Raw genomic sequence first — 23,588 nt, forward strand, 5'->3', positions numbered from 1 at the left:
GATCGGGGCGCCTGCGAGAATTGCCCCATGACCGCCACCCTGCACGCCGACGGGCTGTCCGCATCCCGCGGCGAGCGCCTCCTTTTCTCCGACCTCGACCTGGTAGTCGCACCGGGCGATGTCGTCGGACTGGTCGGCGTGAACGGCGCGGGCAAGTCCACCCTGCTCTCGATCCTCTCCGGCGACACGACTGCCGATATCGAGGGCACCGTCACGCTCAGCCCGCCGCACGCCACCGTCGGTCACCTCACCCAGGAACCCGAGCGGTTGCCCGGCGAGACAGTCGAGGGATTCCTCGGCAGGCGCACCGGTGTCACCGAGGCGGAGGAGGAGATGAACGCCGCGGCGGAGTCGCTCGCCGAGGACGGTGGGGACGACCGGTACTCCCATGCCCTCGAGCGCTGGCTCGCACTCGGCGGGGCGGACCTGGCCGAGCGTGCTGAGAAGGTGCTCACCGACCTCGGCCTCGACGTCGGCCTGCACGCCGAGATGACCGCACTGTCGGGCGGCCAGGCGGCCCGGGCCGGGCTGGCCTCACTGCTGCTCTCGCGCTACGACGTGCTGCTGCTCGACGAGCCGACCAACGACCTGGACCTCGACGGCCTGGAGCGGCTGGAGCGGTTCGTCGCCGAAGCTCGTACCGGCATCGTGGTGGTCAGCCACGACCGGGAGTTCCTGGCGCGCACGGTGACCGGGATCGTGGAACTCGACCTGGCACAGCAACAGATCTCGGTCTACGACGGCGGCTACGACTCGTACCTGGCCGAGCGGGCCATCGCCCGCCAGCACGCGCGGGACCGCTACGAGGAGTACGCCGACACCAAGGCCGGCCTCGAGGATCGCGCGCAGATGCAGCGCAACTGGCTCGAGCACGGCGTCCGCAACGCCCGCCGCAAGGCCAAGAACGCCGACTCCGACAAGATGGGGCGCAAGGCGCGCGCGGAGTCCACCGAGAAGCAGGCCGCGAAGGCCCGACAGACGCAGCGCCGGATCGAGCGGCTCGAGGTGATCGAGGAGCCGCGCAAGGAGTGGGAACTGCGCATGCAGATCGCCGACGCTCCGCGCAGCGGCAGCGTGGTCGCAACCCTCGGCGGCGCGGTTGTTCAACGTGAAACGTTCCGCCTCGGACCGATCACCACCCAGATCGACTGGGGCGACCGGATTCTCGTCACCGGACCGAACGGGTCCGGCAAGACCACCCTGCTGCGGGTGCTGCTCGGCAAGCTGACCCCCGACGAGGGCACCGCGACCCTCGGCTCGGGCGTCGCGGTCGGCGAGGTGGACCAGGCGCGCGGCCTGTTCGAGGGCGACGAGGCGCTGGCGGAGGCGTTCGGTGCACAGGTACCCGACTGGCCGGATGCCGAGGTGCGCACCCTGCTCGCCAAGTTCGGCCTGCGCGGCGCACACGTGCTGCGACCCGCGAGCTCGCTGTCTCCCGGCGAAAGGACAAGGGCCGCACTGGCTCTGCTGCAGGCACGCGGGGTGAACCTGCTGGTGCTCGACGAACCGACCAACCACCTGGACCTGCCGGCCATCGAGCAGCTCGAGCGCGCGATGGACGAGTACGAGGGCACCCTGCTGCTCGTCACCCACGACCGCCGGATGCTGGACACGATGCGCAGCACTCGACGGTGGCGGATGACCGACGGGACGCTCAGGGAAGAGTGAGCGGGGCTGCCCGGACTCGTCCTCCGCTCTACACTCGGGCACGAGTCCGGTTTGCCACCGGCCCCTCCCCCGTCGTGTCCGGACCTAGCCCAGTGGAGACTGCGTGACTGCGAACACCCTTGCCGTGGACCGAGTCTCCAAGCGCTACGGGGACGTGGTCGCACTGGACGACCTCAGCTTCGAGGTCCACCCCGGCGAGATCTTCGGCTTCGTCGGTTCCAACGGCGCGGGCAAGACCACCACCATGCGGATTGCGCTCGGCGTGCTCAGCGCGGACTCCGGTGAGGTCCGGCTCGGCGACCGGCCGATCGACCTCGACGTCCGCCGCACCATCGGCTACATGCCCGAGGAACGCGGCCTGTACCCGAAGATGAAGGTCGGTACGCAGCTGTCGTATCTGGCCGAGCTGCACGGGCTTTCCCGGACCGAGGCTCGCACCGCCGTCGAGCACTGGACGGAACGCCTGGGCATCTCCGAGCGACTCGGCGACACCGTGGACTCGCTCAGCCTCGGCAATCAGCAGCGGGTCCAGCTTGCCGCCGCCCTGGTCCACGACCCGGCGGTGCTCGTCCTCGACGAACCGTTCTCCGGCCTGGACCCGGTGGCCGTCGACGTGATGAGTGCGGTCCTGATCGAGAAGGCGGCCACCGGTGTGCCGGTCATCTTCTCCAGTCACCAACTCGACCTGGTGCAGCGGCTGTGCCACCGCGTCGGCATCATCGCCCGCGGCCGGATGCGCGCCGTCGGCACAGTCGACGAACTCCGCGGCACCGGTCGCCAGCAGCTCCTCGTGCACGCGCCCGGTGCGCCGACCGGCTGGGCGGACGGTCTCGCCGGCGTCCGCACACTCGGCCACAGTGACGGCCGCACCAGGCTCGAACTCGACGCGGAGACCGACGATCAGCAGGTCCTTGCCGCCGCGCTGAAAACGGGACCGGTGCACGAGTTCTCGCTGCACAGGCCCTCCCTCACCGAACTGTTCCGAGAGGTCGTGGCCGCGTGAGCGCTCCCACCCCGATGCGCACCCGAACTGCACTGGGCAACACCCGCGCGATCCGCCTCGTCGCCCGGCGCGAATTCCGCACCCAGGTCCGGAAGAAGAGCTTCCTGATCAGCAACGTGATCGTGCTGATCGCGATCGTCGGCGGCATCGTCGGATACTCGATCTTCTCCGGCGGCAGCGCAGAGGACCGCGCCACCGTCGGACTCGTCGGCGACCAGTCGCTGTCCGCCCTGCTCGTCTCGGCGGGCGAGCGGACCGGCACGCTCGTCGAGGTGTCCGAGGTGCCCGACGAGGCCACCGCCCGCGACCGCGTCGAGTCGGGCGACCTCGACGTCGCCCTGGTCCCGCATCCCGACGGATCTGCCACGGCCGTCACCGATTCGGAGATCGACGCGGGCCTGCACACTGTTCTCGTCGCCGCGGTGTCGGGCCGGGCCCAGCAGTCGGCGCTGGCCGCGCAGGGCGTGGACATGGCGGCCCTCGACAAGGCCACCGCCACCGCCGCGGTTACCGTCGACGCGATCAACCCACCCGATCCCGAACGGGGACAACGGGTCGCGCTGTCCATCGCCGCAGTGATCGTGCTGTACATGCAGATCCTCGCGTTCGGCATGTACGTGGCGATGGGAGTCGTCGAGGAGAAGTCCAGCCGGGTCGTCGAGCTCCTGCTGTCCACCCTGCGACCGTTGCAGCTGTTGTGGGGCAAGATCATCGGCATCGGCGCGGTCGGGTTGCTGCAGCTGACCGCCTACGGCGTCGCGGGCATCGGCGCGGGCATGGCGACCGGCGCACTCACCGTCACCGGTGCCGCACTCGGCACCGTGGCGGGCACCCTCGGCTGGTTCGTCCTCGGCTTCGCGTTCTTCGCCGTGCTGTACGCCGCGGCCGGCTCGATGGTCTCGCGACAGGAGGACGTCAACTCCACCGCGATGCCGATGACACTGCTGATCATGGCGATGTTCTTCACCGCCTTCTCCGCCGTCGGAAACCCGGACGGCACGCTGAGCAACGTGCTGAGCTGGATACCGCCGTTCTCCGCGGTGCTGATGCCGCTGCGGATCGCGGCCGGTGTCACCGGGCCGGGGCAGGTGCTCGGCACCATCGCGATCATGCTGGCCGTCACGGTCGCCCTCTCGCTTGTCGCGGCCAAGATCTACCAGCGCTCCATCCTGCGGGTCGGCAAGACGGTGTCGTGGAAAGAGGCGTTCGGGCGCACGTAGCCGCCGACGCCTCGGGATATGGTCGGGCACATGACCGAGCGACTGTCCGCCCACGAGATGCTCGACCTGGTACTCGACACCGACAGCTACGTCTCCTGGGACCGGCCTCCGATCCGGGTGGACACCGACCCGGCCTACCGAGCCGACCTGGACGCGGCGGAGGCGAAGACCGGCCTGGACGAGTCGGTGATCACCGGCGAGGGCGCGGTGCGCGGTCGCCGGGTCGCGGTGATCGCCTGCGAGTTCGGCTTCCTCGCCGGCTCGATCGGCGTCGCCGCCGCGGAACGGATCGTCTCCGCCGTGGAGCGCGCGACCGCCGAGTCCCTGCCGCTGCTCGCGTCGCCGACCTCCGGCGGCACCCGCATGCAGGAGGGCACCCTCGCCTTCGTTCAGATGGTGAAGATCGCCGCGGCGATCACCGTACACAAGGCGACCCACCTGCCGTACCTGGTGTACCTGCGCAACCCGACCACCGGCGGGGTCTTCGCGTCCTGGGGTTCGCTCGGGCACGTGACGGTCGCGCAGCCCGGCGCACTGATCGGGTTCCTCGGCCCACGCGTCTACCAGGCCCTGTACGGCGAGAAGTTCCCCGACGGCGTGCAGACCGCCGAGAACCTCTACGCCAACGGCGTCATCGACGGGGTGGTGGAACCGAAGTGGTTGCGGCACCTGGTCCATCGGGCGTTGCGGGTGATGACCGGCGAGTCCGACGAGTGGGTGGACGGGCACCCCGAACCCGCCGAGATCCCGGACGTGCCGGCGTGGCAGTCGGTGATGCTCTCGCGACGAACGGACCGGCCCGGCATCCGACAGTTGCTGAGATACGCTGCCACCGAACAGGTTCCGCTCAGCGGCACGGGCCAGGGCGAGGCCGACAAGACGGTGCTGGTGTCGCTGGCCCGGTTCCGCGGGGCGCCGTGCGTCCTGTTCGGCCAGGACCGCAGCGGCCAGTCGGCTCAGCACACGATGGGACCCGCAGCACTGCGCGAGGCGCGCCGGGCGATGAAGCTCGCCGAGGAGCTGGGCATACCGCTGGTGCTGGTCATCGACACCCTCGGAGCGTCACTGTCGAAGGAAGCCGAGGAACGCGGGCTCGCCCCCGAGATCGCGCGCTGCCTCGCCGATCTCGTCACCCTCGACACCGCGACCGTCTCGGTGCTGCTCGGTCAGGGCACCGGCGGCGGTGCACTGGCCCTGCTGCCCGCCGATCGGGTGCTCTGCGCACAGAACGGCTGGTTGGCCCCGCTGCCGCCGGAGGGCGCCAGTGCCATCGTGCACCGGGACACCACGCACGCCCCGAGCATGGCTGCGGCCCAAGGCATCCGATCCCTCGACCTGCTCCGCGACGGCGTGGTCGACGCGATCATCCCGGAAGTGCCCGACGCCGCGGACGAGCCGATCGGGTTCTCCAAGAGGGTCGGCGAGGCGATCGCCCGCGAGTTGTCGAGGCTGGTCGACGTGCCTGCCGAGCAGCGGTATCGCACGCGGATCGCACGCTACCGCAACCTCGGTATCGCCGGAGAGTGAGAGTGTGGGATTCCTCCCGGATTCCGGGAGGAATCCCACACTCTCACCACCCTGCTAGCTACCGCCGGCCGCCACCGACGGCACGATCACCGCCGCGATGATCGCGGCGTTGACGGCCTCGACTGCCTTGCGGACGGCGGCCCCGGCCCAGTCGTCGGCGGCGACTGCCTTGGCGCGCTTGCGGATCGCCTTGCGGTCCGCATCCGGGAACACCTTGTGTGCGGCGTCCACCGCGGACAGCAGCGACACCAGTGCGGCCGTCCGCGGTTCAGGTCCGGTGCCGTCGACCAGCACCGCCCACAGCTTCTCGCGCACCACCCGCTCGTGGGAGGGATCCACCGACGGCCACGTCTTGGTCGGGAAGATGCCGAGCAACTTGCCCTTGCGCTCGTGCACCCAGCCCCGCTCGACGATGCGTCCGAGCACAGCCTCCCGCAGCCCCTGGCCGAGTTTCTCGATCGCCCGCTCCGGCTTCATCGGCTTCGAACCCCGCAGCTGGGCGGTTGCCCGCGCGAGGATCGGGTCCAGCGGCGCGGTGCGATCGCGCAGCACCAGCCGACCCTTCTTCACCTCGCCGTCCTCCGCGGCGGGTTCGACCACCCCGTCCAGCGCGAGGTCGAGCAGCACCGCTCCGGCCAGTGCGCGGGGCAGCGCGGTGCCGTCCACCAGCGGCTTTCCGGTCTTGCCGTCGAGCAGGAGCAGGAGCAGGTCCTCGGCGAGCAGAGTCATGGCTCCACCGTACGACGTCCGCTCCGCCGATCGGGATAGGGTTCGTCGGATATGACGGGTGTGCGAAACACGATTCAGGCCGCGGTACTGGTGACGACGGCGGCCACACTGACGGCGTGCGGATCACGCGACTACCCCGGGGTCGACCTCGACGTGCTGCCGGCGGACGCGGTGGGCGCGATCTCCGTGGGGGCCGTGGATTTCGTACAGAGCGACATCTTCAACCAGAACCGCTCCCTGACTTTCCTTTTCGATGAAGGCGGGGAGGTGGTCGGGCGCATCGAGGGCGACGAGATCCACGCAACCCAGGCACTGGCGTCACCGGGCCGACTGGTGACGGTGTCCGCGCATGCGGTCACGACGATGACCCCGACGTCACGCATCGATTTCGGTATCGACGAGTCGACAGTCCAGGCTGCGGTGAACGACCCGGCGACCGGCGTGGCGACCGTCTGGTTCAACGGCGGCCGGGAGAGCGTCTTCGTCACCGTCGCCGGCGACGGCCAGGCCGCCACCGGTTCGGTGCCCGGCCTGGTCGACGCCGCGGCGCAGTGCGGCGACCGCGTGGTCGCCGTCGCACGGGACGTCGGCCCCGCCGACACCGATGGCCGATACGTCGCCAGGCTGTTCGAGGTGCCAGTCGGCGGCGACCCGGTCGAGCGGGGGAACTGGCTCACAGGTCTCGACTTCTCGGCCGCATCGGCGGCTGCCGTCTGCACCCCCGATGGTGGGGCGATGCTCTCGCTGCACCGGTCGCCGCCCGCGGCCGACGGCAGCGAGTCGGGGCTGACGTTGGTTCGCACGGACCCGACCGCCGGGGACCGGGACGCCCGGCCGATCGCGATGGACGGCCACTCACCGGCAACGCGCCGCGGCTCGCTGACCGTCGTCGAGGACCGCTTGTACTGGCTCAACTGGGACGGCGATGTGCTGTCGGTGCCCCTCGACGGCCCGGCAGATGCACGGCCGGAATGGACGATCCCCGAAGCGGGCGAGGGCACCGTCGCGTCGGTGACCGGCACCACCGTCGCCGTGCTCGACCCCGCACAGCGGCCACCGACCCTCACCCGCTACGACCTCGTCAGCGGTGCGCGGGCGGGCGAACGCGTCGAGTTGGCGTGGCTGGCGGAGGTTGCCGGCACAGGGACCGAGAGCGGCAACAACACCTACGCCGTCTCCGATCTCGACCTCCTCCCCGTGCCCCGGTGACCACCGTTCACCGACCGTTCACGACCACCCACCGACTGTCCGATCGCCACGGGCATTCCACCGACCCCGTCACATAGGGTGTAGTGCACATCACAGGTCAGCGAGAGGACACGAGTCGATGAGTTCAGTCGGGCACGCGAACGGTGGCTATGCGGAGGCATTCGGCCAGAGCGTCGAGGACCCCGAGGGATTCTGGCTCGGCGCGGCCGAGGCAATCGACTGGGTCGCCCCGCCCACCCGCGCCCTCGACGACTCGGCCGCCCCGATGTACCGCTGGTTTCCGGACGCCCGGATGAACACCTGCTTCAACGCCCTCGACCGGCACGTGGCGGCGGGGCGCGGGGAGCAGGCCGCACTGATCTACGACTCCGCGATGCTGGGCACCACCCGCACCTACAGCTATGCCCAACTGCTCGACGAAGTGTCGCGATTCGCGGGTGGGCTTGCTGCGCAGGGCATTTCCGCAGGTGATCGCGTGGTCGTGTACATGCCGATGATCCCCGAGGCGGCCGTCGCGATGCTCGCCTGCGCGCGGATCGGCGCGATCCACTCGGTGGTGTTCGGCGGGTTCGCCGCCGCCGAACTCGCGGCCCGCATCGACGACGCACAGCCGAAGGCACTGGTCACAGCGTCCGGCGGGCTCGAGCCGGGACGCACGATCGAATACCTACCCTTGGTCGAGCGGGCGCTCGGGTTGACCGCCCAGGCACCGGCGACGGTGATCGTCAAGAAACGGGAGCAGATCCCGGGCGCCGCTTCCGATTACCCGGGTTGGCTGGACTGGGACGATGCCGTTGCGGCCGCCGGACCCGTCGACTGCGTGCCCGTGGCGGCGACCGACCCGCTCTACATCCTCTACACCTCCGGCACGACCGGTAAGCCCAAGGGCGTGGTCCGCGACAACGGCGGGCACGCCGTCGCGCTGGCCTGGTCGATGCGCAACATCTACGACATCGGCCCCGGCCAGGTCATGTGGACCGCGTCGGACGTCGGCTGGGTGGTCGGTCACTCCTACATCGTGTACGCGCCACTGCTGGTCGGCGCGACGACCGTCATGTACGAGGGCAAGCCGGTCGGCACACCCGACGCGGGCGCGTTCTGGCGGGTGATCGCCGAGCACAAGGTGCGGGCACTGTTCACCGCACCGACCGCGATCCGCGCCATCCGCAAGGAGGACCCGGACGCGAAAGAGCTTGCCCACTACGACATCTCCTCGATGACCACGCTGTTCGCCGCGGGTGAGCGACTCGACCCGGACACCTACGAATGGGCCACCCGCGAGCTCGGCGTGCCCGTGATCGACCACTGGTGGCAGACCGAGACCGGTTGGGCGATCTGCGCGAACCTGCGGGGACTCGACCCGATGCCGATCAAGGCCGGCTCGCCAACGGTGCCGGTGCCCGGTTACCGCGTCCAGGTGGTGGACGCCGAGGGCGCAGAGGTCGAGGCCGGCGCCGAGGGCAACATCGTGATCGCGCTGCCACTGCCGCCCGGCACCCTGGCCGGGTTGTGGCGCGACGAGGAGCGCTACGTCAAGTCGTACCTGGCGACCTTCCCCGGCTACTACCTGACCGGCGACTCCGGCTACGTCGACGCCGACGGGTACGTGTTCGTCCTGGGCCGCAGCGACGACGTGATCAACGTCGCCGGGCATCGGCTCTCGACCGGCGCGATGGAGGCCGTCGTCGCCCAGCACGCGGCCGTCGCCGAGTGCGCGGTCGTCGGCATCAAGGACGAGCTCAAGGGCCAGCGCCCCAGCGGCTACGTCGTGCTCAAGGCCGGTGCGGAGGTCGAGCCCGAGCAGCTGCGCACCGAGCTGGTGGCGATGGTCCGCGACCAGATCGGCGCCGTCGCGACCTTCCGCGACGTGACGGTCGTGCAGGCACTGCCGAAGACCCGCTCCGGCAAGATCCTCCGCAAGACGATGCGCCAGATCGCCGACCACGAGGACTACACCGTTCCCTCGACGATCGAGGATCCCGCGGTGCTCGACGCACTGACCCGGCTGCTCGGCGGCCCGGGCGCCTGACACACTCAGAGGATTCTCAGAGCGGCGACGAGACCCGGCCAGGCACAATGGCGGGGTGACCGATCCCGCTACCGCGACCGTCCTGGTCGTCGACGACGACCAGGACGTCCTCGCGTCCCTGCGACGCGGCCTGCGCCTGTCCGGCTTCACCGTCCTCACCGCGGCGGACGGTGCGCAGGCACTGTCGGTGGTCGCCGAGCGCTCCCCCGACGCCGTGGTGCTCGACATGAACATGCCCGTCCTCGACGGCGCCAGCGTCGTCACCGCGCTACGGGCGATGGGCAACGACATCCCGATCTGCGTGCTCAGCGCCCGCTCGTCGGTGGACGACCGGGTGGCCGGCCTCGAGGCCGGCGCGGACGACTACCTGGTCAAGCCTTTCGTACTCGCCGAACTGGTCGCCCGGATCCGCGCGATGATGCGCAGGCGCACCGCTCCCGCTGCTGCGCCCGCACCGGCAGGCAGCATCGGGGTCGGAGGCTTGTCGGTGGACCTGCTGGGCAGGCGGGCCGCCCTGGACGGGATCGAAATCGAGCTCACCAAAAGGGAATTCGAGCTGCTCGCCGTCCTGGTCCGCAATGCCGGGGTAGTCCTGACCCGCGAGCGGCTGCTCGAACTGGTCTGGGGGTACGACTTCGTCGCCGACACCAACGTGGTCGACGTGTTCGTCGGCTACCTGCGGCGCAAGCTCGAGGCGCACGGCCACCTCCGCATCCTGCACACCGTGCGCGGCGTCGGCTTCGTGCTGCGGGACACCCAATGAGCCGTCGGCGGTCGCATTCGCTGCGGGCCCGCGTCGCAGCCGCCACCGCCCTCGGCGCCGCCATCATCGCCGCACTGCTCGGCATCTTCATCTCCGTCGCGATCTCCCGCAACAACGTCAGCCAGTTGGACCGGCGGCTGGACACCGCGTCCAGCGTGCTGATCGCCAACGTGGCGTCCGCGACCTCGTTCCTGCCGACCTTCGGCGACGGCGGCGCGTTCGCGGTGACCATCCGCTCCGGCGGGTCCGTCGTCGTCAGCACCCCCACCCAACTGCCCTCGCTCGAGCCGGGCGCCACGACCGTCCGCGTCGACGGCGTCGACTACCGCGTGGTCACCAACCCGATTCCGAAATCGTCGCTGCTGCTCTCGTTGGCGGTGCCGGCGTCCGAGGCCCGCGACGTGACCACCGACCAGCGCCAGTGGGTGATCATCGCCGGACTGCTCGCCGTCGCCGCCGCGACCGGGCTCGGCTGGATCTTCGGCGGCCGTGCGGTGCGCCCGATCGTCTCGCTCACCCACCAGATCGGTAGTGACACACCGCAAGCCGCACAAGTATCCGGGGTTCGCGAGGCGGAAGAGCTGGCCGACGCCATCGAGCTGATGCTCGGCCGAATCGCGGACGCGCAGTCCCAGACCACCGCCGCCCTCGACACCGCGCGAGACTTCGCCGCAGTCTCCGCCCACGAGCTGCGCACCCCGCTGACCGCGATGCGCACCGACATCGAGGTGCTCAGCACCCTCGAACTCGACGACGCGCAGCGCGCCGAGATCCTCGCCGACCTGGCCCGCACCCAAGGCCGTGTCGAGGCCACCCTGTCCGCACTCGAGCGGCTCGCCTCGGGCGAGCTCTCCAGCGAGCGGGACCACGTTCCCACCGACCTCGTGGAACTGTGCGACGCGGCCTCGAACGACGCCGAGCGCCAGAATCCGAACCTGACGGTGCGCGTCGAGTCCGACCCGGTGCTCGTGATCCGCGGACTGCCCGCGGGAATGCGTCTGGCCGTGGACAATGCCGTCGCGAACGCGGTTCGCCACGGCGGCGCCACCGAAGTCGCGCTGGCCGTGCAGCGGCTCGATGACGGCACCGTCCGGCTGACCGTCGACGACAACGGCCGCGGCATCCCCGAACCGGAACGCGAGGTGGTCTTCGAGCGCTTCCGCCGAGGCTCCGCCGCTTCGACCGGCGGCTCCGGCCTGGGGCTGGCACTGGTCGCGCAGCAGGCCCAATTGCACGGCGGCCGAGCGTGGTTCGAGGACAGCACCCTCGGCGGGGCGCGCCTGGTGTTCGACATCCCGCCCCGCCCCTGACCTCGCCGCCCGCGCCCCCAAGCATTGAATGGGGGTTCAGTGACCACCTTTCGACCCAGAATGACCACTGAACCCCCGTTCAATGCAAGGCGGGGGCTGCTGGGGCAAGGCGGGGACGCCGGAGTCCGCGCATGCGAAAGGCCCCGTATCGCATTGCGACACGGGGCCTTTCGGATCTGTCAGGCGCTGGGTTTCTCAGACACCCAGCAGGTCGATCACGAAGACCAGGGTCTTGCCGCCGAGCGGGTGACCCGAGCCGGCCGGACCGTACGCCAGCTCCGGCGGGACCGTCAGCTTGCGTCGGCCACCGACCTTCATGCCGGGGATACCTTCCTGCCAGCCCGGAATCAACCGGGGCAGCGGGAACTTCACGGACTCGCCGCGCTGGAACGAGGAGTCGAACACCTTGTTCGTGTCGTACTCGACGCCGTGGTAGTGCACATCGACGACGCCACCGGGCTGCGCCTCGGCACCGTCACCGACGGTGATGTCCTCGATCACCAGCTCGGCCGGGGCCGGGCCGGTCGCGGGCTCGATCACCGGCGCCGCCGGCGGAACCACGACGTCGAGGAGATCGATCACGAAGACGAGGGTCTTGCCCGAGAGCTGGTGTCCGGCACCGGCCGGGCCGTAGGCGAGCTCCGGCGGGATGGTGAGCTGGCGGCGACCGCCGACCTTCATCCCGGGAATGCCCTCCTGCCAGCCCGCGATCAGGCCGGCGAGCGGGAAGTTGATCGACTCGCCGCGGCTCCACGAGGAGTCGAACTCCTCGCCAGAGTCGAACTCGACGCCGAGGTAGTGCACCTCGACCTTGGCGCCGGGAGTGGCCTCGGCGCCGTCACCAACGGTGATGTCCTTGATCACGAGCTCGGTGGGCGCGGGGCCCTCCTGGAACTCGATCACCGGCTGCTCGTTGCTCATGCGACCTACCTGCTTCCGAGATCGACGTAGTTGCGTTCGGTGTAACCGGTGTAGATCTGCCGAGGGCGGCCGATCTTCGTGGCCGGGTCCTCGTGCATCTCACGCCAGTGCGCGATCCAGCCGGGCAGTCGACCCATCGCGAACAGCACGGTGAACATCCGCGTCGGGAAGCCCATCGCGCGGTAGATCAGGCCGGTGTAGAAGTCGACGTTCGGGTACAGCTTGCGCTCGATGAAGTAGTCGTCGGTGAGCGCGGCCTCCTCGAGCGCCTTCGCGATCTCGAGCAGCTCGTCGTCGCCGCCGAGCTTGGCGAGGATGGTGTCCGCAGACTTCTTGGCGATCGCCGCGCGCGGGTCGTAGTTGCGGTAGACGCGGTGCCCGAAGCCCATGAGCTTCACGCCGTCTTCCTTGTTCTTGACCTTGCGGACGAACTCCTTGACGTCACCGCCGCTGGCCTTGATCTCGTCGAGCATCTCGAGCACGGCCTGGTTGGCGCCGCCGTGCAGCGGGCCCCACAACGCGTTGATGCCCGCGGAGACTGAGGTGAACAGGTTGGCGTCCGACGAGCCGACCATGCGCACCGTCGACGTGGAGCAGTTCTGCTCGTGGTCGGCGTGCAGGATCAGCAGCATGTCGAGGGCCTTGGCGACCTCCGGGTCCACCGCGTACGGCTCGGCCGGGAAGCCGAACGTCATCCGCAGGAAGTTCTCCACCAGCGACAGCGAGTTGTCGGGGTAGAGGAACGGCTGGCCCACGGACTTCTTGTATGCGTAGGCCGCGATGGTCGGCAGCTTCGCGAGCAGTCGCGTGGTGGACAGCTCCACCTGCTCCGGGTCGTCGGGGTCCAGCGAGTCCTGGTAGTACGCCGACAGGGCGTTCACCGCGGACGAGAGCACCGGCATCGGGTGCGCGTTGCGCGGGAAGCCGTCGAAGAACCGCTTGAGGTCCTCGTGCAGCAGCGTGTGGCGCTGGATGCGGGTGGTGAACGCGGCGAGCTCGTCGACCGAGGGCAGCTCGCCGTAGATGAGCAGGTAGCTCACCTCGAGGAAGGTCGAGCCCTCCGCGAGCTGTTCGATCGGGTAACCGCGGTACCGCAGGATGCCCTGCTCGCCGTCGATGTAGGTGATCGCCGACTTGGTGGAGGCGGTGTTGACGAATCCGGGATCGAGGGTGGTGTACCCCGTCGCGGAAAGGAGCTTGCCCAGCTCGATGCCGTCATTGCCCTCAGTTGCTTTGGCAATGGACATCGAGTGTTCGCCACCCGGATAGCTGAGCGTGGGCGTGGTGTCATCGACAGCGGGCACGAAGGATCCCTCTCAAACTCGAACCTTTGCGAGTTGCAAATATCAGTCGTCTAGAACCTAGTCGCAGTTCGGTTCGGATGCCCAGGGAGGGTCGGTTTCGCGACTACAGAGCGTCGATTCCCCAGGTCCCCGCCCAGGACTGCCCCGGACCGAGAACCACCTGGTCGATACCGGAATTGAACGCGTCCGGCGGGCACGTCATCGGCTCGACCGCCAGTGCCCGACCGCGCCCCGGATAGCCCTGCCCGTTGGCCGGGTCGGCGGTGAAGACCTGAACCCAGCCGAAACGGCGGTCCGCCCACAGCACGGCGCCGGATCCGTCCGCGGCCCGCAACTCGTGCCGGGCCCGACCGTCCGGGTCCGGCACGATGGAACTGAACGGGGTGTCGAGCTGGACGCCGGCGAGGCTGCGCGCGGTGGTGAAGTCGTACTCGGTGCCGTACACCGACTCGGAGTTGCCGCTGGGCAGCATGCGGTCCGGGTCGAGCGGCAGTCGGGTGCCCGCGGTCAGCCGCAGGGTGCACTCGTCGAGCGGCGTGTCCCCCGCTCGCAGGTAGGCGTGCACGCCGAGCCCGAACGGCGCGGGCATGGCGCCGATGTTGGTCGCGGTGTGCGAGACGGTGAGCCCGTCCGCGCCGAGCTCGTGCGCGACCGTCAGCTGCAGCGGGTACGGCCAGCCCTTGTGCAGTCCCACCCGGATCGTCTGCTCCACCCGGTGCGCGGAGTGCTCGACCAACTGCCAGTCGTCGCGGCGGACCAGTCCGTGGATCGCGTTGCCCCGGGCCGGTTCGGTCAGGGCCAGCTGATGCTCGACGCCGTCGAAGTAGAAGTGCCCGTCGCGAATCCGGTTCGGCCACGGCGCCAGCACGAGGCCCGCCGAGAGTGGCGGTCGCTCGCCCGCCTCCCAGGTCTCCGTCAGGGCGCGGCCCGCATGCTCGAGCACCCGCAGACCGGCACCGCGGGCGACCACCTCCGCGGTGTAGTCGCCGGATCGAATCGAGTACACGGGCTCACGCATGCGCCCCAGTGTCCACCAAAGCTGTGAACCTGCGGTCAATACGGTCGGTTAGCTTCGTCCGACCCGGTAGCGAAGGAAGATCGGGAAGGCCAGGCACGCCAACACGGTTCCGATCACCACCAGGATGCCGCCACCGGCCGCGGCGACCGCGGTCCCCGCGTAGTACGCCGCGACGCCGTGCAGCACGTCGCCGATCCGGGGACCGCCCGCAACCACCACGATGAACACGCCCTGCAGCCGGCCGCGCATCTCGTCCGGCGCGACCTGCTGGAGCATGGTGCTGCGGAAGGCCGCGGAGATCATGTCCACCGCGCCGCCGAAGGCGAGGAACGCGAGCGCGATCCACATCAGCGCAGGACCGCTGGCGGGCGAGGCGAAGCCGACCGCGACGCCGAACCCGACCATCGCCAGGCCCCACGCCACGATGCAGGCCACCACCGCGCGGCCCTGGTAGCGCACGCCGGGCAGCCAGCCGGAGAACACGCCGCCCATCACCGCACCCGCGGACATCGCCGCGAACAGCAGACCGAGTGCGACGCCGCCGGACACGGGGTCGCCGAACGTCTCGTGCGCGATCTGCGGGAACAGCGCGCGCGGCATGCCGAAGACCATCGCGATGATGTCCACCACGAACGAGGCCAGCAGCACCTTCTGAGTGGACAGGTACCGGAACCCGTCGACGACTGCCCCGATACCCGCCTTGGTGGTGTGCCCGGTGGGCGGCAGCTTCGGCAACGCGATCACCGCCCACAGCGTGGCGAGCAGGGCGATCGAGTCGATCAGGTAAAGGCTCGGCAGTCCGACGGTCGGGATGAGCACGCCCGCGAGCAGTGGTCCGGCGATCGCGCCGAACTGCACGACCGTCATGTTCAACGAGTTGGCCGCGGGCAGTTGGTCGCCGGGAATCAGCCGGGGAATGATCGCCGCCCGCGTCGGCTGGTTGACCGCGAAGAACGCCTGCTGCAGCGAGAACAGGCCGAGCACCAGCCACACGTTGTCCACGCCCGCGGCGGCCTGCAACCAGAACAGCACCGAGGTGACGATCAGCCCGACCGTGGTGATGGTGATCAGCCGGCGCCGGTCCATCACGTCGGCGAGCGCCCCACCCCAGAGCCCGAACACCACGAGCGGCACCAAGCCGAAGACGCCGGTCAGGCCGACGTAGGCGGAGCTGCCGGTGATCTCGTAGACCTGCTGCGGCACCGCGACGACACTGAGCTGGGCGCCGATGACGGTGACGATGCCCGCCATCCACAGCCGCCGGTAGTGCGGTTCGCGCAGGGGTGTGGTGTCGGCCAGCAGCCGACGCCGTTTCAGTTCGGTCACGGCTGCAGGCGCTCCGCGATCCACCCGGTGTCGGTGCGGGTGACGAGCACCCGGTTGTGCATGCGGTTCGCCCGGCCCTGCCAGAACTCGACGGTCCGCGGCCGGATCACGAAGCCACCCCAGCCGGGCACCAGCGGCACGTCGTCGACGCCCGAGAACCGCGCGGTGACCTCGGCCAGCTGGGCGTCGAGGGCGGCGCGGGAGTCGATCGGCCGCGACTGCTGCGAGGCCCAGGCACCGAGCTGCGAACCGCGCGGGCGGGTGCGCCAGTAGGCCTCGGTGACCTCCGGATCGACCCGGTCCACCGGGCCACGGACGGTCACCTGGTGTGCGAACGCGATCCAGGAGAAGGTCGCCGAGGCGTACGGGTGGGCGTCGAGCTGGCGGGCCTTGCCGGAGCCGTAGTTGGTGTAGAAGACCAGCCCGTCCTCGGTCAGGCCCTTGCACAGCACGGTCCGCGAGGCGGGCAGGCCCTCGGCGTCGACGGTCGCCAACACCATCGCGTTGGGCTCGGCGATCCCGGCCGCACTGGCCTGGTCCATCCACTTCTGCAGCAGCGGCAGCCAACCGTCTGCAAGCGCCGCCACGTCCAGGTTCGACTCCTGCGCAGGCGAATTCATACCCTGCGCCGCGTACGCCACCCGCATCGCGGCCAGGTCGACGGGGCCGGCGGGCGGGAGCTCGGGATCGGGTGACACAGCCGATGACGTTACTCCCGGGTATGCACTGCTCACCTGCGACGTGGAACGGGATAGAGTTCTGCGGTGACCGCGGCGTCACGTGCCTGCAAACCATGCACGCGCCCCGCAGGACGGTGATGGCTTAGTCAGTGCGGCCCGGACCGGCGGCACTCGGATGAGGAGAGTCCACGAGCAATGGCATCGAGCGCGGCAGTACCCGAGGATTTCGTCAGTGGACTCGAGGGCGTCGTCGCCTTCACCACCGACATTGCGGAACCTGACAAGGACGGCGGCGCACTGCGCTACCGCGGCGTCGACATCGAGGACCTGGTCGGTCGCGGCGTCACCTTCGGTGACGTGTGGGCACTGCTCGTCGACGGCCAGTTCGGCCAGGGCCTGCCGCCCGCCGAGCCGTTCCCGCTCCCCATCCACACCGGCGACGTCCGCGTCGACGTGCAGGCCGGCCTCGCGATGCTGGCCCCGATCTGGGGCTACCAGCCGCTGCTCGACATCGACGACGAGACCGCCCGCGACCAGCTGGCCCGCGCCTCGGTGATGGCCCTGTCCTACGTGGCGCAGTCGGCCCGCGGCATCTACCAGCCCGCCGTTCCGCAGAAGGTCATCGACGAATGCGACACCGTCACAGCGCGTTTCATGACCCGCTGGAAGGGTGACCCGGACCCGAAGCACACCGAGGCCATCGACGCCTACTGGGTGTCCGCCGCCGAGCACGGCATGAACGCCTCCACGTTCACCGCCCGCGTCATCGCCTCCACCGGCGCCGACGTCGCGGCCTCGCTGTCCGGCGCCATCGGCGCGATGTCGGGCCCGCTGCACGGCGGCGCCCCGGCCCGCGTGCTCCCGATGATCGAGGAGACCGAGAAGACCGGCGACGCACGCGCACTGGTCAAGGGCATCCTGGACCGCAAGGAGAAGCTGATGGGCTTCGGGCACCGCGTGTACCGCGCGGAGGATCCCCGTGCCCGTGTGCTCCGCGCCACCGCCAAGCGCCTGGACGCCCCGCGCTACGAGGCCGCCGCCGCACTCGAGCAGGCAGCACTCACCGAACTGCGTGAGCGTCGCCCGGACCGCGCCATCGAGACCAACGTGGAGTTCTGGGCCGCGGTGATCCTCGACTTCGCCGAGGTCCCCGCGCACATGATGCCCGCGATGTTCACCTGTGGTCGCACCGCAGGCTGGTGTGCGCACATCATGGAGCAGAAGCGACTCGGCAAGCTGGTTCGTCCGGCTGCGATCTACACCGGCCCCGCGCCCCGCACCCCCGATTCCGTCGAGGGTTGGGACAAGATCGCCCGCTAGTCGGCCGCGACCCAACCGTGCAGGCCTCGTCACCATCAACACAGAAGGACGTCAAGACGCGATGAGCACCCCGATCATCCCCGCCGAACTCAAGCCCGTTGACGGCCGCTTCGGTTGCGGACCCTCGAAGGTCCGCCCCGAGCAGCTGCAGTCGCTGGTGGAGGTGGGTGCCTCGGTGTTCGGCACCAGCCACCGCCAGAAGCCGGTCAAGGACGTCGTCGCCCGGGTTCGTTCCGGCCTCGCCGACCTGTTCTCGCTGCCCGAGGGCTACGAGGTGGTGCTCGGTAACGGTGGCACCACCGCGTTCTGGGACGCAGCCGCGTTCGGTCTGATCCGCGAGAAGTCGCTGCACCTGACCAACGGCGAGTTCAGCTCGAAGTTCGCCTCGGTCGCGAAGGCGAACCCGTTCATCGGTGACCCGATAGTCGTGTCGGCCGAGCCGGGCAGCGCGCCGGTGCCGGTGTCGGACCCGTCGGTGGACCTGATCGGCTGGGCACACAACGAGACCTCGACCGGTGTCGCGATCCCCGTCTCGCGTCCCGCGGGCTCGGAGAACGCCCTGATCGCGATCGACGCGACCTCCGGCGCCGGCGGCCTGCCGGTGAACATCGCCGACTCGGACGTCTACTACTTCGCTCCGCAGAAGTGCTTCGCCTCCGACGGCGGCCTCTGGATCGCGATCATGAGCCCGGCCGCCCTGGCCCGCGTCGAGGAGATCAAGACCTCGGGCCGCTGGACCCCGGACTTCCTGTCGCTGCCGATCGCGGTCGACAACAGCTCCAAGGACCAGACGTACAACACCCCGGCGCTGGCCACCCTGCTGCTGTTCGCGAACCAGATCGAGTGGATGAACGGCAACGGCGGCCTGGACTGGGCCACCTCGCGGACGAAGGACTCCTCGGACCGCCTGTACTCGTGGGCCGAGGCCAGCGAGTACGCGACGCCGTTCGTCGCGGACCCGGCCCACCGCTCGCAGGTTGTCGGCACCATCGACTTCGACGACAAGGTCGACGCCGCCGCGGTCGCGAAGATCCTGCGGGCCAACGGAATCGTGGACACCGAGCCGTACCGCAAGCTGGGCCGCAACCAGCTGCGCGTCGGCATGTTCCCGGCCATCGACCCCGATGACATCAGCCAGCTGACCAAGAGCATCGACTGGGTGGTCTCTCAGCTGGGCTGAGATCATGTCGACAGTCCAGCTCTGAGCCGGACAGGTACCTCGATCAGCCCCCGACGCCTCCCTGGCGTCGGGGGCTGATCGCATTCCGGAGCCGAGAAGTATTAAGTACTGTGGATCACAGATAATTGGGCCAAGGGAAGAGGCTGTCCGATGACCACGAAGACCGACTACCTCGACGTGCTGATCGTCGGAGCCGGACTGTCCGGCATCGGTGCCGCCCACCACGTGCAGGACGCCTTCCCCAACCGGACCTTCGCCGTCCTCGAGGCTCGTGACGCGATCGGCGGCACCTGGGACCTGTTCCGCTACCCAGGTATCCGGTCCGACTCCGACATGCAAACCCTCGGCTACCGCTTCCGGCCGTGGACCGACGAGAAGTCCATCGCGGACGGCCCCGCGATCCTCGACTACGTCCGGGACACCGCCGCCGAGGCAGGCATCGACAGGCACATCCGATTCGGACACCGCGTGATCGGTGCCGACTGGTCGAGCGAGCAGAGCATGTGGACGGTGACCGCCGAGCACGCCGGCGAGATCGTGACACTGTCAGCCCGCTTCCTGTACGCGTGCACCGGGTACTACCGGTACGACGAGGGGTTCACCCCGAAGTTCGAGGGCACCGAGCGGTTCCGCGGCGAGATCGTGCACCCGCAGCACTGGCCCGAGGATCTCGACTACACCGGCAAGAAGGTCGTGGTGATCGGCAGCGGCGCGACCGCCGTGACGCTGGTGCCGTCGATGGCCGCCGACGCCGGGCACGTGACCATGCTGCAGCGCTCCCCCACCTATATCGCGTCGCTGCCCGCGAAGGACCCGATCGCGAACACCCTGCGCCGCGTCCTCGGCAACCGGATCGCGTACCCGATCACCCGCTGGAAGAACGTCGCGTTCTCCACGGTCACCTACCAGCTCAGCCAGCGGTTGCCCCGACTGGTCAAGGCGTTCCTGCGCAAGGCCCAGGAGCGGCAACTGCCCGACGGATACGACATCGGCACCCACTTCACCCCGCGCTACAACCCGTGGGACCAGCGCATGTGCCTCGTCCCGGACGGCGACCTGTTCCGCGCCATCCGGCACGGCAAGGCGTCCGTAGTCACCGACCGGATCGCGACCTTCACCGAACGCGGGCTCGCGCTGGAGTCCGGCACCGAACTCGACGCCGACGTGATCGTCACCGCGACCGGGCTGAACCTGCAGATCTTCGGCGGTGCCGAACTCTCCGTCGACGGAAAGCCTGTGTCCCTTCCCGAGACGTTGGCCTACAAGGGCATGATGCTCAGCGACGTCCCGAACTTCGTGTTCACCATCGGCTACACCAATGCGTCCTGGACGCTCAAGGCCGACCTCGTCGCCGAGTACTTCTGCCGACTGCTGGCCCGGATGGACGAACGCGGGGAGAGCGTGTGCGTGCCCGTCAACAACGACCCGACGCTGACCACACGTCCGCTGCTCGACTTCGAGGCCGGGTACGTGATGCGCTCGGTGGCCCAGTTCCCGAAGTCCGGTTCCCGCGCGCCGTGGCAGCTCGGCATGAGCTACGTCCACGACCTGGTCACCCTCCGCCACCGGACCCTCGACGACGGGGTCATGCAGTTCAGCTAGTTACGCGCTTCTGAAGGATCAGTTCCGGATACCGAAACAAATCCTTCAGGATCGAGGACTCGCGGGAACCGTCCGCACGGCACCGCGTCAAACCGTGCATGACGCCGAAACGCGTGCACTCGACGATGTCCAAGCAGGACGGCGTGATCACCCTGCACCAAGCGCTCGACGCAGGGATGACCAAAGCCGGGGTGAGCCGTCGAGTCGCGTCCGGCGAGTGGCGAAGGCTGACCACCGGTGTCTATCTGCGGTCCGACCGTCCACACTCCTCGGCCGTTCGACTGCGCGCCGGGGTGTACGCGGCCGGCGAGAGGGCCGTTGCGGACGGTCCGAGTGCGGCGTGGTGGCACGGGTTGATCGACCGACCACCCACTCGATGCCATGTCACGATTCCGGCGCGGCGGTCCGTCACGCGCCGTGCGGGGGTACGGATCCGTCGGCGTGACCTGGAGTGGACCGACGTCGGAACCCTTCGGTCGTTGCGCTGCACCGATCTCCCCCTGACTGTGCTCGAGGCTGCGGTCTCACTCCCACGTGGTTCGGTGTTGATGGACCGCGCACTCCAGCGCCACACGACACTGCCGGTCCTCCTGTCGGTGCACGAACGGAACCTGGGCCGGCACGGCAGCGCCGCGGCCGCCCGGCTGCTGCAGGCGGCCGGCGAGGGCGGCGCATCCGAGGCCGAACGGATGCTGCACCGCCTTCTACGTGGGGCCGGAGTCGCCGGTTGGACGCCGCATCTGACGAGTTGTGGGTACGAGATCGACGTGGCGTTCGTCCGGGAGCGGGTGGCCATCGAGGTGGACGGGTGGGCGTGGCACCGCGACGTCGAACGGTTCAACCACGACCTCGAGCGACAGAACGTCCTGGTGAACACGGGTTGGCACGTGCTGAGGTTCAGCTGGCACCAGCTGCGGTACGACCCGGACACGGTGCTCGGCCAGATAGTCGCTGCCCTCGGTCGATCGTGAAGGATTCGTCCCGGAAACCGGAACGAATCCTTCACGATCGCAGGCGGGAAGCGCTACTCCGCGACGATCGCGTCGGCCTCGATCTCGATGAGCAGGTCGGCGTCGATGAGCTTGCTGACCTCGAGGATGGTGGTGGCCGGCCGGATCTCGCCGAAGACCTCGCCGTGCGCCAGGCCGGCCTCCTCCCAGCGGCTCATGTCGGTGAGGAACATGCGGGTGCGGATGACGTCCTCGGGCTTCGCGCCCGCTTCGGCGAGCGCCGCGACGATCCGTCGCAGCGCCTCTCGGGTCTGCTCGGCCAGGCTGTCGCCGCCGACCGGACCGTCGGGACCGGAGGCGGTGGTGCCGGACACCGACACCTGCTGCCCGATGCGCACGGCCCGCGAGTAACCGATCTTCGACTCCCAGTCGGAGCCGGACGAGATGTTGTTTCGATTCGACATGCCGCCGATTCTGTCAGGGCCGCTCACCCTGCTCCGCAACGAACCTCCGGAACGGCTCGAGCCCCTCGTCCCCGAGCACCGGCCCGACCACCTCGACGGCCTCGTCGGTCGACTGGGCGACGTCCGCGCAGGTGAGCCGGAAACGCGGCCCGCCGCTGAGGATCTCGCCGAAGTCCGCGGCCGCGGCGGCGAACACGATCCGACGCACTCCCGCCCACACCATCGCCGCGCTGCACATCGGGCACGGTTCGCCGCTCGCGTACACGGTCCCTCCGAAGAGTCGCTCCGCATTGCCCTCCGCGCACGCGGTCGTGATCGCGTCGAGCTCGGCGTGCTCGGTCACGTCACCGGAGGTTGCCACGGAGTTCGCGCCCTCGCTGACCACCGTGCCGTCGGCGGCGACCGCCACCGCACCGAACGGCCGGTTGCCCGCGTCCCCGGTCTCGACGGCGAGGGCGATCGCCCGGTGCAGGTGCGTGCGGTCGACCTCGTCGATCTCGTTCATCTCGCCACCTCCGTCGAATTCCTCCGCAACAGTGCATTCGTCCCCACGCCCACCACGATGAACGCGATCCCCAGCCAGGTCGGCCCGCCGTCCATCGCCAGGGTGATGATCCCGATCGGAACCAGCCACACCGCGAGTGGCGCGAACAACTCCCGCAACGGCGGGACCGGCTCGGCAGGACGCCCCTCGGCGACGGCCGCCCGCGCGCGGGCCACGTCGGGATACCAGTTCGTGAACTGAAGCGCGCACAGCAGCGCCGCGGTCTGGATGACCCACCCGGTCCACAGGTTGTCCGGATCGTCCAGGATCGCGTCGCCGTAGAAGCCCGCGACCGCCGCGATCAGGAAGGCCAGCGCCCACGCACCGGTGATCACGTAGTTGACTCGAAGGAAGGTGGGCGTCCGCCAGTACTGCTCCTCGACCTCCTCGCGCGCGTACTGGATGGTGAACGGGACGCGAGCGAGCATCGACCCGACCGCGATGAGCACGAGGGTGACGTTCGCGATCTCGCCGACCCAGACTTCCATCCACTCCTGCCCGGCCTCGTCGATCGAGAAGTGCAGCATCAGCAGTCCGGCGAAGAACGCCACGTCGACGACGCCGAGGATCTTGAGGGAACGGCCACGAGCGAGGTCCACGACCACGAACACCACCGACAGCGCGAGTGCGACCCCGGCCGCGACGACGAGCCGTCCCGGTCCCTCGAACACCCCGAGCACGATCCATGGGGCGAGTCCGGTGAGCGGCCCGTCGAGCAGCGCACCGAACGCCTCGAAGGCCCGCCGAGCGGGCGAGGAGGTCCGCGCAGTAGCGGGCACGTTCTCGACCATCACGACCGATGCTAAACCCGGCCAACGCGG

At 69.5% G+C, this 23,588-nt stretch carries 21 protein-coding genes and 1 pseudogene; 12 read left to right on the forward strand and 10 right to left on the reverse strand.

Translation table 11 applies throughout. From position 1 onward, the window contains the following. The first annotated feature begins 27 nt into the window (after positions 1–27). From FK531_RS05780 to FK531_RS05795, 4 genes are all read left to right on the forward strand, one after another. Positions 28–1,668, forward strand: coding sequence for an ABC-F family ATP-binding cassette domain-containing protein (locus FK531_RS05780; RefSeq protein WP_142096121.1), 1,641 nt, complete (start codon positions 28–30; stop codon positions 1,666–1,668). Positions 1,669–1,771: 103 nt separating this feature from the next. Continuing rightward, on the forward strand, positions 1,772–2,671 hold the full coding sequence (locus FK531_RS05785) for an ABC transporter ATP-binding protein (protein ID WP_142096125.1): 900 nt from the start codon (positions 1,772–1,774) through the stop codon (positions 2,669–2,671). 14 nt (positions 2,672–2,685) lie between these two features. After that, positions 2,686–3,891 (forward strand): ABC transporter permease, encoded by a 1,206-nt coding sequence (locus FK531_RS05790; protein ID WP_142096711.1) that lies wholly within the window; start codon positions 2,686–2,688, stop codon positions 3,889–3,891. A 30-nt stretch (positions 3,892–3,921) separates the two neighbouring features. Continuing rightward, positions 3,922–5,418, forward strand: coding sequence for an acetyl-coenzyme A carboxylase carboxyl transferase subunits beta/alpha (locus FK531_RS05795; RefSeq protein WP_142096128.1), 1,497 nt, complete (start codon positions 3,922–3,924; stop codon positions 5,416–5,418). Between the two features lie 54 nt (positions 5,419–5,472). Here FK531_RS05795 and FK531_RS05800 read toward each other — a convergent pair whose 3' ends face one another. Continuing rightward, entirely contained in the window at positions 5,473–6,147 is a 675-nt protein-coding gene (locus tag FK531_RS05800) for a GOLPH3/VPS74 family protein (protein ID WP_142096131.1), read from the reverse strand. A 51-nt stretch (positions 6,148–6,198) separates the two neighbouring features. Here FK531_RS05800 and FK531_RS05805 point away from each other — a divergent pair, with 51 nt between their 5' ends. The 4 genes from FK531_RS05805 to FK531_RS05820 all read left to right on the forward strand — a co-directional run bounded on the left by FK531_RS05805 (position 6,199) and on the right by FK531_RS05820 (position 11,458). After that, complete coding sequence (locus FK531_RS05805; protein ID WP_142096134.1) at positions 6,199–7,356, forward strand: hypothetical protein; 1,158 nt, start codon at positions 6,199–6,201, stop codon at positions 7,354–7,356. 118 nt (positions 7,357–7,474) lie between these two features. Beyond that, entirely contained in the window at positions 7,475–9,385 is a 1,911-nt protein-coding gene (locus FK531_RS05810; RefSeq protein ID WP_142096137.1) for a propionyl-CoA synthetase, read from the forward strand. 55 nt (positions 9,386–9,440) lie between these two features. Beyond that, complete coding sequence (locus tag FK531_RS05815; RefSeq protein ID WP_142096139.1) at positions 9,441–10,148, forward strand: response regulator transcription factor; 708 nt, start codon at positions 9,441–9,443, stop codon at positions 10,146–10,148. Further along, complete coding sequence (locus FK531_RS05820; RefSeq protein WP_142096142.1) at positions 10,145–11,458, forward strand: sensor histidine kinase; 1,314 nt, start codon at positions 10,145–10,147, stop codon at positions 11,456–11,458. Before FK531_RS05815 ends, FK531_RS05820 begins: the two co-directional genes overlap by 4 nt. 195 nt (positions 11,459–11,653) lie before the next feature. Here FK531_RS05820 and FK531_RS22630 read toward each other — a convergent pair whose 3' ends face one another. The 6 genes and pseudogenes from FK531_RS22630 to pdxH form a co-directional block, all read right to left on the reverse strand. Then, complete coding sequence (locus FK531_RS22630; RefSeq protein WP_290367604.1) at positions 11,654–12,019, reverse strand: FKBP-type peptidyl-prolyl cis-trans isomerase; 366 nt, start codon at positions 12,017–12,019, stop codon at positions 11,654–11,656. 6 nt (positions 12,020–12,025) lie between these two features. Further along, positions 12,026–12,379: pseudogene (locus FK531_RS22635) on the reverse strand (FKBP-type peptidyl-prolyl cis-trans isomerase); the annotation flags it as partial. A 5-nt stretch (positions 12,380–12,384) separates the two neighbouring features. Further along, complete coding sequence (locus FK531_RS05830) at positions 12,385–13,683, reverse strand: citrate synthase (protein ID WP_142096148.1); 1,299 nt, start codon at positions 13,681–13,683, stop codon at positions 12,385–12,387. Positions 13,684–13,786: 103 nt separating this feature from the next. After that, positions 13,787–14,701, reverse strand: a complete 915-nt coding sequence (locus FK531_RS05835) for an aldose 1-epimerase family protein (RefSeq protein WP_142096151.1) — start codon at positions 14,699–14,701, stop codon at positions 13,787–13,789. Between the two features lie 48 nt (positions 14,702–14,749). Continuing rightward, complete coding sequence (locus FK531_RS05840; RefSeq protein WP_142096154.1) at positions 14,750–16,027, reverse strand: MFS transporter; 1,278 nt, start codon at positions 16,025–16,027, stop codon at positions 14,750–14,752. Continuing rightward, positions 16,024–16,725, reverse strand: a complete 702-nt coding sequence (gene pdxH / locus FK531_RS05845; RefSeq protein WP_435531018.1) for a pyridoxamine 5'-phosphate oxidase — start codon at positions 16,723–16,725, stop codon at positions 16,024–16,026. Before pdxH ends, FK531_RS05840 begins: the two co-directional genes overlap by 4 nt. Positions 16,726–16,902: 177 nt before the next feature. Between pdxH and FK531_RS05850 the strand changes: the two genes are divergently transcribed. The 4 genes from FK531_RS05850 (at position 16,903) to FK531_RS05865 (ending at position 21,780) form a co-directional block, all read left to right on the forward strand. Next, on the forward strand, positions 16,903–18,027 hold the full coding sequence (locus FK531_RS05850; RefSeq protein ID WP_142096157.1) for a citrate synthase 2: 1,125 nt from the start codon (positions 16,903–16,905) through the stop codon (positions 18,025–18,027). Between the two features lie 61 nt (positions 18,028–18,088). Then, positions 18,089–19,207, forward strand: coding sequence for a phosphoserine transaminase (gene serC / locus FK531_RS05855; RefSeq protein WP_142096160.1), 1,119 nt, complete (start codon positions 18,089–18,091; stop codon positions 19,205–19,207). 150 nt (positions 19,208–19,357) lie between these two features. Then, positions 19,358–20,809, forward strand: a complete 1,452-nt coding sequence (locus FK531_RS05860; RefSeq protein WP_142096164.1) for a flavin-containing monooxygenase — start codon at positions 19,358–19,360, stop codon at positions 20,807–20,809. 98 nt (positions 20,810–20,907) lie between these two features. Beyond that, positions 20,908–21,780: a type IV toxin-antitoxin system AbiEi family antitoxin domain-containing protein gene (locus FK531_RS05865; RefSeq protein ID WP_142096167.1), complete on the forward strand. Its 873-nt coding sequence runs from the start codon at positions 20,908–20,910 to the stop codon at positions 21,778–21,780. 53 nt (positions 21,781–21,833) lie between these two features. Here FK531_RS05865 and FK531_RS05870 read toward each other — a convergent pair whose 3' ends face one another. Genes FK531_RS05870 through FK531_RS05880 form a run of 3 tightly spaced genes read right to left on the reverse strand, consistent with a single transcriptional unit; the run spans position 21,834 to position 23,558 of the window. Then, positions 21,834–22,223 (reverse strand): RidA family protein, encoded by a 390-nt coding sequence (locus FK531_RS05870; protein WP_142096170.1) that lies wholly within the window; start codon positions 22,221–22,223, stop codon positions 21,834–21,836. A gap of 13 nt (positions 22,224–22,236) precedes the next feature. After that, complete coding sequence (locus tag FK531_RS05875; protein WP_142096173.1) at positions 22,237–22,728, reverse strand: nucleoside deaminase; 492 nt, start codon at positions 22,726–22,728, stop codon at positions 22,237–22,239. Next, positions 22,725–23,558, reverse strand: a complete 834-nt coding sequence (locus FK531_RS05880; protein WP_142096176.1) for a DUF3159 domain-containing protein — start codon at positions 23,556–23,558, stop codon at positions 22,725–22,727. The genes FK531_RS05875 and FK531_RS05880 overlap by 4 nt, the downstream gene beginning before the upstream one ends. Between the last annotated feature and the right edge of the window lie 30 nt (positions 23,559–23,588).

Origin of the sequence: Rhodococcus spelaei (genome assembly GCF_006704125.1) — a bacterium.
Taxonomy (GTDB): domain Bacteria; phylum Actinomycetota; class Actinomycetes; order Mycobacteriales; family Mycobacteriaceae; genus Rhodococcus_G; species Rhodococcus_G spelaei.

What these genes read in the sequence shown, in the direction of transcription:
- FK531_RS05780 (WP_142096121.1), top strand. Translation starts at nt 28, where the DNA reads ATGACCGCCACCCTGCACGCCGACGGGCTGTCCGCATCCCGCGGCGAG.
- FK531_RS05790 (WP_142096711.1), top strand. Translation starts at nt 2,686, where the DNA reads ATGCGCACCCGAACTGCACTGGGCAACACCCGCGCGATCCGCCTCGTC.
- FK531_RS05795 (WP_142096128.1), top strand. Translation starts at nt 3,922, where the DNA reads ATGACCGAGCGACTGTCCGCCCACGAGATGCTCGACCTGGTACTCGAC.
- FK531_RS05800 (WP_142096131.1), bottom strand. Translation starts at nt 6,147, where the DNA reads ATGACTCTGCTCGCCGAGGACCTGCTCCTGCTCCTGCTCGACGGCAAG.
- FK531_RS05805 (WP_142096134.1), top strand. Translation starts at nt 6,199, where the DNA reads ATGACGGGTGTGCGAAACACGATTCAGGCCGCGGTACTGGTGACGACG.
- FK531_RS05810 (WP_142096137.1), top strand. Translation starts at nt 7,475, where the DNA reads ATGAGTTCAGTCGGGCACGCGAACGGTGGCTATGCGGAGGCATTCGGC.
- FK531_RS05820 (WP_142096142.1), top strand. Translation starts at nt 10,145, where the DNA reads ATGAGCCGTCGGCGGTCGCATTCGCTGCGGGCCCGCGTCGCAGCCGCC.
- FK531_RS05835 (WP_142096151.1), bottom strand. Translation starts at nt 14,701, where the DNA reads ATGCGTGAGCCCGTGTACTCGATTCGATCCGGCGACTACACCGCGGAG.
- FK531_RS05850 (WP_142096157.1), top strand. Translation starts at nt 16,903, where the DNA reads ATGGCATCGAGCGCGGCAGTACCCGAGGATTTCGTCAGTGGACTCGAG.
- serC (WP_142096160.1), top strand. Translation starts at nt 18,089, where the DNA reads ATGAGCACCCCGATCATCCCCGCCGAACTCAAGCCCGTTGACGGCCGC.
- FK531_RS05860 (WP_142096164.1), top strand. Translation starts at nt 19,358, where the DNA reads ATGACCACGAAGACCGACTACCTCGACGTGCTGATCGTCGGAGCCGGA.
- FK531_RS05865 (WP_142096167.1), top strand. Translation starts at nt 20,908, where the DNA reads ATGACGCCGAAACGCGTGCACTCGACGATGTCCAAGCAGGACGGCGTG.
- FK531_RS05870 (WP_142096170.1), bottom strand. Translation starts at nt 22,223, where the DNA reads ATGTCGAATCGAAACAACATCTCGTCCGGCTCCGACTGGGAGTCGAAG.
- FK531_RS05875 (WP_142096173.1), bottom strand. Translation starts at nt 22,728, where the DNA reads ATGAACGAGATCGACGAGGTCGACCGCACGCACCTGCACCGGGCGATC.
- FK531_RS05880 (WP_142096176.1), bottom strand. Translation starts at nt 23,558, where the DNA reads ATGGTCGAGAACGTGCCCGCTACTGCGCGGACCTCCTCGCCCGCTCGG.